This is a genomic window from Streptomyces flavochromogenes (assembly GCF_000717595.1).
Classification (GTDB): domain Bacteria; phylum Actinomycetota; class Actinomycetes; order Streptomycetales; family Streptomycetaceae; genus Streptomyces; species Streptomyces flavochromogenes.
The window spans coordinates 304,263-318,682 of sequence record NZ_JNZO01000001.1; the positions used below are offsets into that span (position 1 = coordinate 304,263).

14 protein-coding genes are annotated in these 14,420 nt (G+C 72.9%); 6 read left to right on the top strand and 8 right to left on the bottom strand.

The features are described 5' to 3' along the window. The first annotated feature begins 209 nt into the window (after positions 1-209). From egtA to egtD, 4 genes are read left to right on the top strand one after another with little or no spacing between them, the layout of a single operon-like run. Entirely contained in the window at positions 210-1,469 is a 1,260-nt protein-coding gene (egtA, locus tag IF00_RS0101210; RefSeq protein WP_030313178.1) for an ergothioneine biosynthesis glutamate--cysteine ligase EgtA, read from the top strand. Continuing rightward, entirely contained in the window at positions 1,466-2,791 is a 1,326-nt protein-coding gene (gene egtB, locus IF00_RS0101215; protein ID WP_030313180.1) for an ergothioneine biosynthesis protein EgtB, read from the top strand. The genes egtA and egtB overlap by 4 nt, the downstream gene beginning before the upstream one ends. Beyond that, complete coding sequence (gene egtC / locus IF00_RS0101220; protein ID WP_030313182.1) at positions 2,791-3,543, top strand: ergothioneine biosynthesis protein EgtC; 753 nt, start codon at positions 2,791-2,793, stop codon at positions 3,541-3,543. The genes egtB and egtC overlap by 1 nt, the downstream gene beginning before the upstream one ends. Further along, the gene (gene egtD / locus IF00_RS0101225) at positions 3,540-4,505 is read left to right on the top strand and encodes an L-histidine N(alpha)-methyltransferase (protein ID WP_030313184.1); all 966 of its coding nucleotides are present in this window, start codon (positions 3,540-3,542) and stop codon (positions 4,503-4,505) included. The genes egtC and egtD overlap by 4 nt, the downstream gene beginning before the upstream one ends. Here egtD and IF00_RS43300 read toward each other — a convergent pair. The 6 genes from IF00_RS43300 to IF00_RS0101255 form a co-directional block, all read right to left on the bottom strand. Next, positions 4,400-5,308, bottom strand: a complete 909-nt coding sequence (locus IF00_RS43300; protein WP_078944485.1) for a lysophospholipid acyltransferase family protein — start codon at positions 5,306-5,308, stop codon at positions 4,400-4,402. The genes egtD and IF00_RS43300 overlap by 106 nt on opposite strands. Then, positions 5,305-6,174, bottom strand: coding sequence for a GNAT family N-acetyltransferase (locus IF00_RS0101235; RefSeq protein WP_030313187.1), 870 nt, complete (start codon positions 6,172-6,174; stop codon positions 5,305-5,307). The genes IF00_RS43300 and IF00_RS0101235 overlap by 4 nt, the downstream gene beginning before the upstream one ends. Positions 6,175-6,312: 138 nt before the next feature. Continuing rightward, on the bottom strand, positions 6,313-7,560 hold the full coding sequence (locus IF00_RS0101240) for an extracellular solute-binding protein (protein WP_030313189.1): 1,248 nt from the start codon (positions 7,558-7,560) through the stop codon (positions 6,313-6,315). Between the two features lie 321 nt (positions 7,561-7,881). After that, complete coding sequence (locus IF00_RS0101245) at positions 7,882-8,097, bottom strand: dodecin (RefSeq protein ID WP_030313191.1); 216 nt, start codon at positions 8,095-8,097, stop codon at positions 7,882-7,884. A 108-nt stretch (positions 8,098-8,205) separates the two neighbouring features. Then, positions 8,206-8,730 carry a GNAT family N-acetyltransferase gene (locus tag IF00_RS0101250; protein ID WP_030313192.1) on the bottom strand — a complete coding sequence of 175 codons (525 nt, stop codon included), beginning with the start codon at positions 8,728-8,730 and terminating at the stop codon, positions 8,206-8,208. Next, positions 8,730-9,221 (bottom strand): phosphatase domain-containing protein, encoded by a 492-nt coding sequence (locus IF00_RS0101255; protein WP_030313193.1) that lies wholly within the window; start codon positions 9,219-9,221, stop codon positions 8,730-8,732. Before IF00_RS0101255 ends, IF00_RS0101250 begins: the two co-directional genes overlap by 1 nt. A 98-nt stretch (positions 9,222-9,319) precedes the next feature. On the opposite strand from IF00_RS0101255, the gene IF00_RS0101260 reads away from it, so the two are divergent. Then, positions 9,320-10,354, top strand: coding sequence for an LLM class flavin-dependent oxidoreductase (locus tag IF00_RS0101260; protein WP_037637315.1), 1,035 nt, complete (start codon positions 9,320-9,322; stop codon positions 10,352-10,354). A gap of 147 nt (positions 10,355-10,501) precedes the next feature. Continuing rightward, positions 10,502-12,862, top strand: a complete 2,361-nt coding sequence (locus tag IF00_RS0101265) for an ATP-binding cassette domain-containing protein (protein ID WP_030313195.1) — start codon at positions 10,502-10,504, stop codon at positions 12,860-12,862. Between the two features lie 106 nt (positions 12,863-12,968). Here IF00_RS0101265 and melC2 read toward each other — a convergent pair whose 3' ends face one another. Both melC2 and melC1 read right to left on the bottom strand, forming a co-directional pair. Beyond that, the gene (gene melC2, locus IF00_RS0101275) at positions 12,969-13,796 is read right to left on the bottom strand and encodes a tyrosinase MelC2 (RefSeq protein WP_030313196.1); all 828 of its coding nucleotides are present in this window, start codon (positions 13,794-13,796) and stop codon (positions 12,969-12,971) included. 23 nt (positions 13,797-13,819) lie between these two features. Then, on the bottom strand, positions 13,820-14,212 hold the full coding sequence (gene melC1, locus IF00_RS0101280) for an apotyrosinase chaperone MelC1 (protein WP_030313197.1): 393 nt from the start codon (positions 14,210-14,212) through the stop codon (positions 13,820-13,822). Positions 14,213-14,420 lie beyond the last annotated feature (208 nt).

The following is a 14,420-nucleotide window of genomic DNA, read 5'->3' on the forward strand; positions in this document are numbered from 1 at the left end:
TTCGTCCCGGCCGGGACAACGGATTTTCCCGGGATCCGGCCGGGTCCCGACAGGTCCTGCCCGGGGCGGTTTCCGGCCGGGTGGGGTGCGAGGAGCGTGTTCGGCGCGTTCGGGGCGCTCTTGCACGCCGCTCGACGGTGGCTTTAGGTGGAAGCAGAACTTCCCGGGGCCGGTCCCTACGACCGGCCTGACGACCAGGAGGTGTACGGATGTCGTCCAGCGGCATACGGAGCGGCGAACCCCCTCTCGCGGAGGCGGAGGCGGAGGAACTGCTGCGATGTATCTGCTTCAAGACCGGCCCACCCCGCACCGTGGGCGTGGAGTTGGAATGGCTCGTGCACGAGCTCCGGGACCCCCGGCTCCCCGTCCGTCCGCCGAGGCTCGCGGCGGCCCTCGACACCGTTCGGTCCCTGCCGCTGGTGTCGTCCCTGACCTTCGAACCCGGCGGGCAGCTGGAGCTCAGCTCGCGCCCGGCCGGTTCGCTCATGGAATGCCTCGACTCCCTCGCCGCCGATCTCCGGGCGGTACGGTCGGCGCTCGGACCACTCGGCCTCACCCTCAGCGGATACGGGGTCGACCCCTGGCACTCGCCGCGCGGCCGGCTGCTCCACGAGCCGCGCTACGACGCCATGGAGGCAGCACTGGACCGCACCGGCCCCGCCGGCCGGGCGATGATGTGCGACTCGGCGTCGGTGCAGATCTGTCTGGACGCGGGTCTCGAGGAGCCGGGACCGCTGGGCTACCACCGGCGCTGGCAGCTCGCCCATCTCCTCGGAGCGGTGCTCGTGGCGGCCTTCGCCAACTCCCCCCTGCACAAGGGTCGTCGCACTGGCTGGCGCTCGACGCGGCAGGCGCTGTGGGCGGACCTCGACCCCCGGCGGACGCTCGCCCCCCTGCCGGACGGGGAGCCGCGCGCCGAGTACGCGGCGCATGTCCTGGACACCCCCGTGCTGTGCGTACGGGCCGACGAAGGCCCGTGGGCCGTTCCGGAGGGGTTGACCTTCCGTGACTGGCTGCGCTCGGGCCTGCCCCGGCCGGCCGACGCCGACGACCTGCGGTACCACATGACGACGCTGTTCCCGCCGGTGAGGCCGCGCGGCCATCTGGAGCTGCGGATGGTCGACGCGCAGCCGGGCCCGGACGGGTGGATGGTGCCGGTGGCCGTGACCACGGCGGTGTTCGAGGACCCGAAGGCGGCGGAGACCGTGTACCGGGCGGTGAAGCCGCTCGCCGAGCGGGCCGGCTACGCCCCCGCCCCGCGCAACCCGCTCTGGCTGGCGGCGGCGCGTGACGGCCTGACCGACGCCGAGCTGCACGCCACCGCGCTCACCGTCTTCGCCGCGGCGATCGAGGCGCTGCCCCGGATCGGGGCGAGCGAGGACGTGCGGCAGGCCGTCGCCGCCTTCCACGAGCGGTACGTGATCCCCGGGAGCTGCCCGGCCGACGACCTGGAGGTGCTGACGTCATGACGGAGACCCGGACCGAGCTGGGCCCCGAGGCCCTGCGCCGTCACGCCCTGGACGCCCTGACCGCGGCGCGGGCCCGGACGGCGCTGCTCACCTCCTGCGTCGAGGACGGTGAACTCACCGCCCAGCACTCCCCCTTGATGTCCCCGCTGGTCTGGGACCTGGCGCACATCGGCAACCAGGAGGAGGTGTGGCTGTGGCGGGCCGTCGGCGGGCAGGAGGCGCTGCGGCCCGAGATCGACTCGCTCTACGACGCCTTCGAGCACCCGCGGTCCGCCCGCCCCTCGCTGCCGCTGCTCGCGCCGGGCGAGGCCCGGACCTACGCGGCGGACGTACGGCTGCGCGTCCTCGACGTGCTGGAGCGCGCCGAGTTCGACGGGCGTCCGCTGCTGCGCGCCGCCTTCGCCTTCGGTCTGGTCGCGCAGCACGAACAGCAGCACGACGAGACGATGTTGATCACCCATCAGCTGCGGAAGGGCCCCGCGGCGCTGACGGCTCCCCCGCCGCCGCCCCTGCGGAGCGGCCCGCTTCCCACCGAAGTCCTCGTCCCCGGTGGTCCGTTCACCATGGGGACCTCGGAGGAGCCGTGGGCCCTGGACAACGAGCGTCCGGCGCACATCCGGATGGTGCCGGCCTTCCACATCGACACCGTGCCGGTCACCAACGGCGCCTTTCTGGCCTTCATGGCCGACGGCGGCTACGCGGACCGGCGCTGGTGGCGTCCCGAGGGCTGGGCGCAGATCAGGGAGCACGCCATCGAGGCCCCGCTGTTCTGGCGCCGGGACGGCGCCCAGTGGCTGCGCCGCCGGTTCGGGGTCACCGAGCCGGTGCCGGAGGACGAGCCGGTCCTGCATGTGAGCTGGTACGAGGCGGACGCCTACGCGCGCTGGGCGGGCCGGCGGCTGCCGACCGAGGCCGAATGGGAGAAGGCCGCCCGGTACGACCCGGACTCCGGGCGCTCGCGCCGCTATCCGTGGGGTGACGCCGATCCGGGTCCCGAGCACGCCAACCTCGGCCAGCGGCACCTGCGTCCGGCCGCCGCGGGCAGCTATGCGGAGGGTGCGTCGCCGCTCGGCGTACGGCAGTTGATCGGGGATGTGTGGGAGTGGACGGCGAGCGACTTCCTGCCGTACCCGGGCTTCACGGTGTTCCCGTACAAGGAGTACTCGGAGGTGTTCTTCGGCCCCGACCACAAGGTGTTGCGCGGGGGTTCCTTCGCCGTCGACCCGGTCGCCTGCCGGGGCACCTTCCGTAACTGGGACCTGCCCGTGCGCCGTCAGATCTTCTCCGGCTTCCGTACGGCCCGCAGCGCGGAGCTCGACTGATGTGCCGTCATATCGCCTACGTCGGCGAACCGGTGGCGCTGGGCGAGCTGCTCGTCCGGCCCGAGCACGCTCTGCTGCGCCAGTCCTGGGAGCCCCGTGCACAGACCAGCGGCGTGGTGAACGCCGACGGGTTCGGGGTGGGCTGGTACGCCGAGGGCGATCCGGTACCGGCCCGGTACCGGCGCTCCGGCCCCCTCTGGGGCGACCTCTCCTTCGCGGACCTGGCCCGGGTGGTGCGCTCCCGGGCGCTGCTCGCCGCGGTCCGCGGGGCGACCCTGCCGGGCGCCGACGGGGAGGCCGCAGCGGCGCCGTTCGCCGCCGGGCCCTGGCTCTTCAGCCACAACGGCGCCGTCAGGGGCTGGCCGGACTCGCTCGCGCCGCTCGCCGCGACCCTCCCGGCCGGCGAGCTGCTCGGACTGGAGGCCCGGACCGACTCGGCGCTGCTCTGGGCGCTCGTCCTGCACCGGCTGCGGTCCGGCGACGCGCCGGGCCGAGCCCTGGCCGACACGGTGCGGGAGGCCGCCGAAGCGGCTCCCGGCTCCGGTCTCACCCTGTTGCTCACCGACGGGTCGCTGATCGCCGCGACCGCCTGGGAGAACAGCCTCTGGTACCTGACGGGTCCCGACCGGGTGGTCGTGGCCTCCGAACCGTACGACGACGATCCGCGCTGGCGGGAGGTTCCCGGGCGCACGCTCGTGACCGCCACCCGTGCCGACGTCACCCTCACCCCGCTCAAGGAGCCCTCCGCGTGAGCCCGTTCCAGCTGACCCGCACCCTCGCCCCGGACGCCGCCGGCGCCGATCTGCGCGCCGACGTCCTCAACGGGCTCAACCGCTCCCCCAAGGAGCTGCCGCCGAAGTGGTTCTACGACGCCCGGGGCAGCGAACTCTTCGAGGAGATCACCCGGCTGCCCGAGTACTACCCGACCCGGGCCGAGCGGGAGATCCTGAAGGAGCGGGCGCCGGAGATCGCCGCCGCCACCGGGGCCAGAACCCTGGTGGAGCTCGGTTCAGGCTCCTCGGAGAAGACCCGTTTCCTGATCGACGCGCTGCTGCCCGGCCTGGACGGATATGTGCCGGTGGACGTGAGCGAGTCGGCGCTGACCGGGGCCGCGGAGTCCCTGCTCGCCGAACGGCCGGGGCTTCACGTGCACGCCCTGGTCGCCGACTTCACCCGGGGGCTCGCACTGCCCGGGACGCCGGGGCCGCGTCTGGTGGCCTTCCTCGGCGGGACGATCGGCAATCTGCTGCCGGGCGAGCGGCGGACCTTCCTCCGCTCCGTACGGGCGATGCTCACGCCGGGCGACGCGCTGCTGCTCGGCACGGACCTGGTGAAGGACGAGTCGACTCTCGTGGCCGCCTACGACGACTCGGCCGGGGTGACGGCCGCCTTCAACAAGAACGTGCTCGCGGTGATCGACCGGGAGCTGAGCGCGGACTTCGACCCGGACGCCTTCGACCACGTGGCGGTGTGGGACCGCGAGCGGGAGTGGATCGAGATGCGGCTGCGGGCCCGCCGCGCGCTGACCGTGAAGATCCCGGAGCTGGATCTGGTGGTGCCGTTCGCGGCGGGCGAGGAGATGCGGACGGAGGTGTCCGCGAAGTTCCGTCAGGCGGGCGTCCGGGCCGAGCTCGCGGAGGCGGACCTCGACCTCGACCGCTGGTGGACCGACAGCGAGGGGAGGTTCGCGCTGTCGCTGGCCACCGCCCGCTGAGCGGCGGCCGCCAGGGCACGGCGGTCCGGGTAGAGCGCGCCGGGAAGCGGCTCCCCGAGCCGGACGACGGCGGTGAGCCGTCGGATGGACACGACCCGCCACAGTGAGGAGCCGAGCGGGTCGGCCCCCACGTAGGCGGCGGCGTCCGTGGGCCGGTAGTCGATCCGTACCGGCTGCACGGCGCACCCGGCGTCGAGGGCGGCCTGGAACGCGGCCGGACGGAACCGGCCGCGTTCTCGTCCGCACCAGGTCGAGCCTTCAGGGAAGACGACCACCCGGCCCCCGCCCGCGAGCACACCGGCCATGGTCCGCACGGTGCCGGGGAGAGCCATGATCCCTTCCCGGTCGATGAAGAGGGTGCCGCCGAGCGCGGCGAGCGTGCCGAGGACGGGCCAGCGGCGCACCTCCGACTTGGCGACCGTGCGGCCGGGCAGCACGGCGGCGATCAGCGGTATGTCGAGCCAGGAGACGTGGTTGGCGACGACGAGGAGCGGGCCGCCGGCCGGAGCGGCCGCGCCCTCGTACCGGACGTGGACGCCGAAGGCGCGGACCACCGCCCGCATCCAGTACCGGACCAGGGTCAGCCGGGTGGCGGCCGGCAGAAGGCCGGCCGGCGGGGCGAGGAGGAGCCCGAGGATGACGGTGCCGAGTCCCGCGATCAGCCGGCCCACGGCTCGGACGGCCCCGGCCGGGTCCGCCTCGGCGCTTCGCCGGCGGTGGCCGGACTCGGGGTGGGCGGCGCAGTGGCCGGGGGTGCAGGGGGCCGTGGGGAGCCACGGCGAGAGGGCCGTGGTCCCGTTCACCGTGCCGGGGCGAGCGCGAGGAAGTGGTTGAGGTAGCGCGGGTTGGTCCGGCGCAGCGAGAGCAGGACGTAGAGGTCGGCGACGCCGAAGTCGGGGTCGTGCGCGGGGGCGCCGCAGACCCAGGCGCCGAGCCGCAGGTAGCCGCGGAGCAGCGGCGGCAGCTCGGTGCGGCCCTCGGGGCGGGTGATGCCCTCGGGGCTCCAGAGCTTGTGCGGGGTGACCCAGTACTCCTCCGGGGCGAGGTGCTTGGCCTTGACCGTGTCCCAGGTGGCCGCGGCGAGGGTGCCGCCGTCGGCGAGCGGGAGGGAGCAGCAGCCGGCGAGCCAGTTGTGGCCGGTGTTCGTCATGTAGCGGGCCAGTCCGGCCCAGATGAGGGCGATGACGGCGCCGTTGCGGTGGGCGGGGTGGACGCAGGAGCGCCCGACCTCGACCAGGTCGTGCCGGACCGGAGCGAGCCGGGTGAGGTCGAACTCGCTCTCGGAGTAGAGGCGCCCGGCGACGGCGGCCCGGTCGGGCGGCAGGATGCGGTAGGTGCCGACGATCTCGCCGGTGGTCTCCTCCCGTACCAGGAGGTGGTCGCAGTACGCGTCGAAGGCATCGATGTCGAGGCCGGGCTCCGGGCCGTCGAGCCGGGCGCCGAGTTCACCGGCGAAGACCTGGTGGCGCAGCCGCTGGGCGGCGCGGACGTCCTCCTGGTCACGGGCGAGCCCGACGAGGTAGCGGGGGGTGGGCTCCTCGGCCGGGGTCCGCGGTGCCGCCTGCTCGGCGCGGGCCCCCGGCGAGGGCTGCTCGACGAGCGGCCGGGGCTGGGCGGGGACGGGGAGCGGCTGAGCGGGGACGGCGAGCGTGGGGGTCGGTGCGGCCATGTCGGGCTCCTCCGGCGTACGGAAGGGGAAGGGACGGCGCCGGGCCGTGTGAGCGGTGGCCCGGCTCCTTACTTCTTCCGTCACCGGCTGGATTCGACGTGACCGTCCGGGGACCCGCGGGTGTGGAGGCGCTGAATGCTATTCGGCGAGGGTGTCCGTGATCTCGGCCGAGGCCAGCTTGGCGGCCTTCAGCGGGTCCTCGCCCTGGAGGACGGCCGTCATGTAGGGCTTGATGGGGTTGTCCGCCTCGACGTTGGCCCACTGCGGGGAGTTGGGGGTGGCGCGGCCGCGCGCGGCGCCCTTGGCCATGACGGCGGTGGCCTCCTGGCCGGCGACGACGGAGGCGAGGCCCTTCTTGTTGGGCACGTATCCCATGGTGCGGGCGAGGTCGGTCTGCCACTTCTCGCCGGCGAGCGCCTTGACGACGTCGAGGGCGGCGCCGCGCTGGGGTGCGTTCTCCGGGATGATGAGGTCGGAGCCGCCGGTGAAGACGGCGCAGGGCTGGCCCTCCTTGGCGCCCGGTATGGGGAAGTAGCCGAGCTTGTCCTTGAGGGCCGGGTTGGCCTTGACGATCGCGGCGACGGCGCTGGGCGTGGCGATGAGCTGGGCCACGTCGCCCTTGGCGAAGACGTCGGCCTGCGGCGGGTTCTGCTCGTCGGCGTCCTTGGGGCCGGAGCCGAGGGCCTGGAGTTCCTTGTAGTACGCCATGCCGCGGCGGGCCGCGGCGCTCTCGAGCGCTCCGGTCCACTCGCCGCCCTTGTCGGTGGCGAGTTCGCCGCCCTCGTCCCAGATGAATCCGGCGAGGGTGTACCAGTCCTGGCCGGCGAGGTAGATGCCCTGCGAGCCCTTGCTGTTGAGCTTCTCGGTGTCGGTGAGCCACTGGGCGCGGGTGGCCGGCGGCTTGTCGATGCCGGCGTCGGCGAAGAGGTCCTTGTTGTAGATGACGATGCGGTTCGCCGCGTACCAGGGGATGCCGTACTGGGATCCGCCGATGCTGCCGGGCTCGGCGAGGCCTGGCAGCCAGTCCTCGCTGCCGAGGTCGCGGACCGACTCCAGGGTGAGGTCGAAGAGCTTCTCTGTGTCGGCGTACTGGGCGACCTGGGTGTTGCCGACCTCGATGACGTCGGGTCCGCCGGAGCCCTGGATGGCCTCGGTGACCTTCTTTCCGATGCCGGTCCACTCCTGGATGGTGACCTGGAGTTCGACGCCGTCGTGCTCCTCCTCGTACGCCTCGGTGAAGCGGTTGAGGAAGTCCTCGCTGACGCTGTCCCGCATGAGCCAGATGTTGACGGTCTTCGTCCCGCCGCCGCCCGGGAGCATCCCGCAGCCGGCGAGGGCGAGTGCTGTGGCGGCTGCCAGGGGGCAGGCCAGATGGCGGTTCTTCACGTAGGTCACCTTCTGCGGTTCAGCACAGGGTCGTGCGGCATGGGGGGCTGACCCGACATGGGGGGACCGAACGGGGTGTTCGCGCGGGTATGTGGCCTGGATTCTGGTCTGGACCAACGGGATGGTCAAGTCCTTGACCATCCCGTTCCGCACAGCGAGCGCACCATGCGTTCCATTACCCCAGGTAACTACCCGTCGGTGACATTTGATCCGCTGTGCGACGGAGGAGGAAGCACGACAAAGCCCCCGAGCGACGCCATGAGGCATCGTCGGGAGCGTTGCGAAGGACAGGCCCGCGGGGCCTGTCCGGCAGATCAGGCCCTAGCTCGGCTCCTCCAGGCGGAAGCCGACCTTCATACCCACCTGGAAATGGGCGACCTGCCCGTCCTCGACATGGCCGCGGACCTCCGTGACCTCGAACCAGTCGACCGAGCGCAGCGTTTCGCAGGCGCGGGTGATCCCGTTCCGGATGGCGGTGTCCACGCCTTCCGAGGACGACCCGACGATCTCCGTGACGCGGTAGACGTGATCTCCCATGGCGGCCTCTCCTTACGCATGACGACTCCATCCACACTGCACGGAACCGGAGACCGCCGCGAGTCGAGACGGAGCACGCTCCCGCGTCGCGTCCGCGTCACCTCCGTGTCACATCGGACGGGAATGCAGCCGGACCGGCCCCTCGGGCCACCGGCTCCCCCTCCGGAGCGGGAACCACATCGTCCGCAGAGGCATCGTCACCGGACCGTCGGGCTGTTCCACCTCCACGTCGCCGACCACCTCGTTCCAGCCGAGCCGGGCGTAGAGGCCGGAGACGTCCGGGCGACAGAACAGCAGCGCGAACTCGGGCCCCAGCGTTCGCGCGTGCTCAAGCGCTCCGCCCACCACCCGTGCGGCGAGCCCGCGGCCCCGCCGGTCCGAGGCGACGGCGACCCCTCCGAGGCCCACCACGTCCATCCGGCTGCCGCCGACCGACAGGGGCAGGACGAGGAGCCCCGCGTGGGCGAGGAGCCGGCCCTCCGACCTGATCCCGAAGTGGTACTCCTTGGGCAGCCAGACCAGACCCCATTCATCCACCCCGAACGGGTCGGCGGCTTCCCCGAAGATCTCGGACCGGTCGTAGGCCTCCATCCGGACCACCACCGGTGCCGACGTGAACCCCTCCGCGCTCATCAGGTCCGGCCCTCCTTCTCCTGGGCGTCCCTCAATTCCTCGGACGGGGTCGCCCACCGGGCGCGTACGACGGGGAATCCGGCCCCCTCGGCCGCGTCGCAGACCAGCAGATCGTCGTCGACGAGCATCCTGATGGCGCGGTCGGCGCCCAGCCGCCGCAGGATCTCCACCTTGGTCACCCGGGCCGGGCGGAAGTCCCGGTTGCGGCGCATGTGGACCGGGCCTTCCGGGAGCCCCTGCGCGGCCAGCCAGGTCAGGGTGTCCCGGCGGCAGCGCTCCGGGCGTCCGGTCAGGTAGACGACGTCGCACTCCTCGGCCGCCTCGCGGCACAGCGCGATCCCCTCGTCCAGCGGCGGATCGTCGGGCGCCGCCGCGAAGAAGGCGTCCCAGTCCTTGGGGCGCCGCTCCAGGAAGTGCTGACGGTGGGCGGTCGCGGCGAGCGTGTTGTCGAGGTCGAAGACGGCCAGGGGCCGGTGGTTGTCGGCTGTCACGCGGCCCAGCCTAGAAGGTGGGCGCAGGCCGCACCCCGGCGCTGTGGATCAAGAGCGCGATACGGGAATCCCTCCCCGTCCCGAGTGTTGAACCCCTTGTGAGCACCTTTCCCGGCGACGTCCGCTTCTCGGTCCTCGACCGCTCCCGCACCCGGGAGGGCGAGGACGCCCCCCAGGCACTGCGGGACACCGTGCGCCTCGCCCAGGAGGTGGAGGCCCTCGGCTACCACCGCTTCTGGGTGTCGGAGCACCACAGCGTGCCCTGGGTCGCCGGTTCCGCGCCGACGGTCCTCGCGGCCGCCGTGGCCGCCGCCACGACGGGCATCCGGGTCGGCACGGGCGGGGTGATGCTCCCCAACCACCAACCCATGGTCGTGGCGGAGCAGTTCGGTGTCCTGGAGGCCCTCTTCCCCGGCCGGATCGACATGGGCGTCGGCCGCTCGGTCGGGTTCACCGACGGCATCCGCCGGGCGCTCGGGCGGGACAAGGACGACGCCGACCGCTTCGGGGAGCAGCTCGGCGAGCTGCTCGGGTGGTTCACCGGCGACCAGACGGCTCACCCGCAGGTGCACGCCCGACCCGCCGAGGGGCTGCGGGTGCCGCCCTTCGTCCTGGCGACCGGCGAGGGCGCGTCGATCGCCGCGGCGGCCGGACTGCCGCTGGTCATCGGCGACCTCCGCGGCCGTGACCGGCTGCTCGCCGCCGTCGAGACGTACCGCTCCGGGTTCCGGCCCTCCTCGTGGTCCGCCGAGCCGTACGTGGTGATCGCCGGGACGGTCGCGGTGGCGGAGACGGAGGCGGAGGCCCGGCGGCTGCTGATGCCCGAGGCCTGGTCGCTCGCCCACTCCCGGACGCGGGGCGTCTTCCCACCGCTCGTCGCGCCCGAGGCGATCGAGGAGCTCCCGATGACGGAGAAGCAGCGCGGTTTCTACGAGTCGGGGCTGAGCGGCCACCTGTACGGCACGGAGGAGCAGGTGGCAGGGGCGCTGGAGGGGGCGGTGAAGGAGACCGGGGCGCAGGAGGTCCTGGTCACCACCAGCACGTACGACAGGGCGGCGCTGAGCGAGTCGTACCGGCGGCTCGCGAGGGCGGTCGGCCTCACGCCGCGGGCGCGGCGGTCGCTGCCCGCCTGACACCACCGGCGCTCGCGGCGCCTCCGTCGGGCGCCGCCGCCCGGCACCTCCACCCGGCGCCGCTCCGGCACCTCCGCGCGCCGCCCCCGCCGCGCACTGCCCCTGCCCCGACCAGGACGGAAGCGACTCCAAGGATAAAATCACGTTATGCCCGAAAGCCACCATGATCCGTACGTCCGTGTCCGCGGCGCCCGTGAGCACAACCTCGCCGGAGTGGACGTCGACATCCCCCGCGACGCGCTCGTCGTCTTCACCGGGGTCTCCGGATCCGGCAAGTCGTCCCTGGCCTTCGGCACGATCTACGCGGAGGCGCAGCGGCGCTACTTCGAGTCGGTGGCGCCGTACGCACGGCGGCTGATCCATCAGGTGGGGGCGCCCGCGGTCGGTGAGATCACCGGGCTCCCGCCCGCGGTCTCCCTGGAGCAGCGCCGGTCCTCCCCGAACGCCCGCTCCTCGGTCGGTACGGTCACCACCCTCTCCAACTCCCTCCGCATGCTGTTCTCCCGGGCGGGCCGCTATCCGGAGGGGGCGGAACGCCTCGACTCCGACGCCTTCTCCCCCAACACGGCTGCGGGCGCCTGCCCTTCGTGTCAAGGCCTCGGCCGCATCCACGACACGAGCGAGGAACTCCTCGTACCCGAGCCGGAGCTGTCGATCCGTCAGGGTGCCATCGCCGCCTGGCCGGGTGCCTGGCAGGGAAAGAACCTGCGGGACGTCCTCGACACGCTCGGGTACGACGTCGACCGGCCGTGGCGCGAGCTCGACGCGAAGGACCGGGATTGGATCCTCTTCACCGATGAGCAGCCGGTCGTCACGGTCCACCCGGTACGGGACGCCGACCGCATCCAACGCCCCTACCAGGGCACGTACATGAGCGCCCGGCGCTACGTCCTGCGGACCTTCTCCGACTCGAAGAGCCCGACGCTGCGGGCGAAGGCCGAGCGCTTCCTCACCAGCGCGCCCTGCCCGGTCTGCGGCGGCGGCCGGCTGCGGCCGGAGGCGCTCGCGGTGAGGTTCGCCGACCGGACCATCGCCGACCTGGCGTCGCTGCCGCTGACGGTACTGGCCGGGCTGCTCGCCACCACGGCGGCGGAGGACGGGGAGACCGCGCGCGTCCTGACCGGCGACCTCGTCGCCCGGATCGCGACCGTGACCGAGCTCGGCCTCGGCTATCTCAGTCTGGACCGGGCCACCCCCACCCTCTCCAACGGCGAGCTCCAGCGGCTGCGGCTCGCCACCCAGCTGCGCTCGGGGCTCTTCGGCGTGGTGTACGTCCTGGACGAGCCGTCCGCCGGCCTGCACCCGGCCGACACGGAGGCCCTGCTCGTGGTGCTCGACCGGCTCAAGGCCGCCGGGAACTCCGTCTTCGTCGTCGAGCACCACCTCGACGTGATCCGGCACGCCGACTGGCTCGTGGACGTCGGACCGCTCGCCGGGGTGCACGGCGGACGGGTCCTGCACAGCGGACCGCCGGGTGAACTCGCGGACGTCGAGGCGTCCGCGACCCGCCGTTTCCTCTTCGACCGGGAGCCCGGACCCGCGCGGGCGGTGCGCGCACCGGCCGGCTGGCTGCGGACGGGCCCGGTGACCCGGCACAATCTGCGGGCGGTCGACGCGGCCTTCCCCGTCGGGGTGCTGACGGCGGTCACCGGCGTCTCGGGTTCGGGCAAGTCGACGCTCGTGAGCGCGCTCACCGAGGAACTTTCCGGGGTCGAAAGGCTGGTGACGGTGGATCAGCGGCCCATCGGGCGCACCCCTCGCTCCAACCTGGCCACGTACACGGGCCTGTTCGACGTGGTGCGCAAGCTGTTCACGGAGACCGCGGAGGCGCGGGCCCGCGGCTACAGGGCGGGCCGCTTCTCCTTCAACGTTCCCGGTGGCCGGTGCGAGACCTGCCAGGGCGAGGGATTCGTCTCGGTCGAGCTGCTCTTCCTGCCCAGTACGTACGCGCCCTGTCCCGACTGCCACGGCGCCCGCTACAACCCCGAGACCCTCCAGGTGCGTCTGCGGGGCCTCACCATCGCGGAGGTCCTCGATCTCACCGTCGAGTCCGCCGCCGTGTTCTTCGAGGGCACGCCCGCCGCCGCGCGGAGCCTGCGCGCCCTGCTCGACGTGGGTCTCGGCTATCTGCGGCTCGGGCAGCCCGCGACGGAGCTGTCCGGGGGCGAGGCACAGCGCATCAAGCTCGCGTCCGAGCTCCAGCGGCCGCACCGCTCCCCCACCCTGTACGTCCTGGACGAGCCGACGACGGGGCTGCACCCGGCCGACGTCGAGGTCCTGATGCGGCAGCTCCACGGTCTTGTGGACGCCGGTCACTCGGTGATCGTCGTCGAGCACGACATGGACGTGGTCGCCACCGCGGACTGGGTGGTCGACCTCGGCCCGGGCGGCGGCGACGAGGGCGGCCGGATCGTGGCCTCGGGTCCCCCGGACCGGGTGGCACGGACGGCGGAGAGCCGCACCGCGCCGTATCTGCTCCGGGCCCTGGGGCCCGCCGGACGGAGTTGATGTCCGTCCGGCGGGATCGGGCCGACGGAGCCGGGGTCCGCGGGGGTGCGGCCGCCGGAGCCGGAGCCCGGGTCCAGGTCCGGGTCCGGGTCCTGATCCGACGGAGTCAGGCCGCCGTGTCGAAGGTGTAGTGGCGGGTGTGGTCCAGCATGTCCGCCGGGGTCACGTCGTTCCACGGGCGCATGGTGTCGCCGAGGTCGACGACGTTCGCGGTGCCCGCGGCCGGCAGGTACGGGGACCGGGGGTGGCGGGCCTGCCAGTCGGCCCACAGCTTGTCGATGAAGGCGTGGTGCAGCCAGAACACGGGGTCGTTCGGGGAGACCCCGGTGCCCATCTGACCGCCGACCCAGACGTGGACACGGTTGTGGAGGTTCACACCGCGCCACCCTTCGAGGTGGTTGCGGAAGCCGTCCGACGAGCTGTTCCACGGGGCGGTGTCATAGGTCTCCATGGCGAGGACGGAGTCCACCTCGGCGCGGGTGGGAAGCTGGCGGCCGCCCGCGCCGAGGTCGCGCCGCAGGTAGTCGCGGCCGTCGACGCGGACGGTGATCGTCCAGCGGTTGCCGCTGCGGGCGAACGCACCGTCGAGTACCTGGCCGTCGCGGGCGCGCCCGGTGCCGCCGAGGAAGTCGGGCGCCCACAGCGAGGAGCGGGAGGTGCGGTCGGCCGTCCAGTCCCAGTAGGGGAGGTTGACGGTCGGGTCGACGGACTGCAGTGCCTGCTCGAACTCGATGAGGAAGCGCCGGTGCCAGGGCAGGAACGACGGCGACCGGTGACCGACGCGGTCGCCGTTGTCGGTGTCGCTCATGATGAAGGCGTTGTGCGTGGTGACGAAGGCGTCGTACCGCCCGGAGCGCTTGAGCTCCAGGAGGGCGTTGACGAAGCGCCGCTTCTCGTCGGCGGTGAGGGTGGCCTGGTTCTTGCGTACGGTCATGACGGGTGCCGTTCCTGGATCGATCAGCCGAGGGTGAGGGGGACGAGCGGGGCGCCCTGGAGTTCGCGGACGGCCGCGCGGGCCAGCGATTTGGGCGTGGCGACGGGCTCGTAGTGGTTGATCACGCTGATCCAGGTGCCGTCGGCGTTCTGCATGACGTGCAGCTCTTCGCCGTCGATCGTCACGGAGTAGCCGCCTCCGTGGTGCCCCCCGTGGTGGCCTCCCCCGTGCGCGGGCCCGCCCTTGATGCGGCGGCCCTGGTAGACCTCGTCGAAGGACGCCGGGGCCGGGCCGGCCGCGGGAGCGGCGGTTCGGGGACCGTCGGCGACGGCGGAACCGGCCAGGGCGAGGCTCGCGGCGGCCCCTGCGGCTCCGGCCGCGACGCCGAGAACCCGGCGGCGGGTGATGCTGGACATGAAACCCCCAAATGGTCTGTGCGACCGGGGGTTTGGTCATATGCCCCCGGCAGAGCCCATCAGTACCCGGGAGGGTGGGCGGGGCGGAAATCACCGGAAGCCGGTTGGCTGCGAAGTGGACAACTCGCCACACAATGTACAGAGTTGAACAGAGTTGATCTTGCTGTCCGGAGGGCGGACAGCACCCCTGAGCGAAGATCTTACGGAG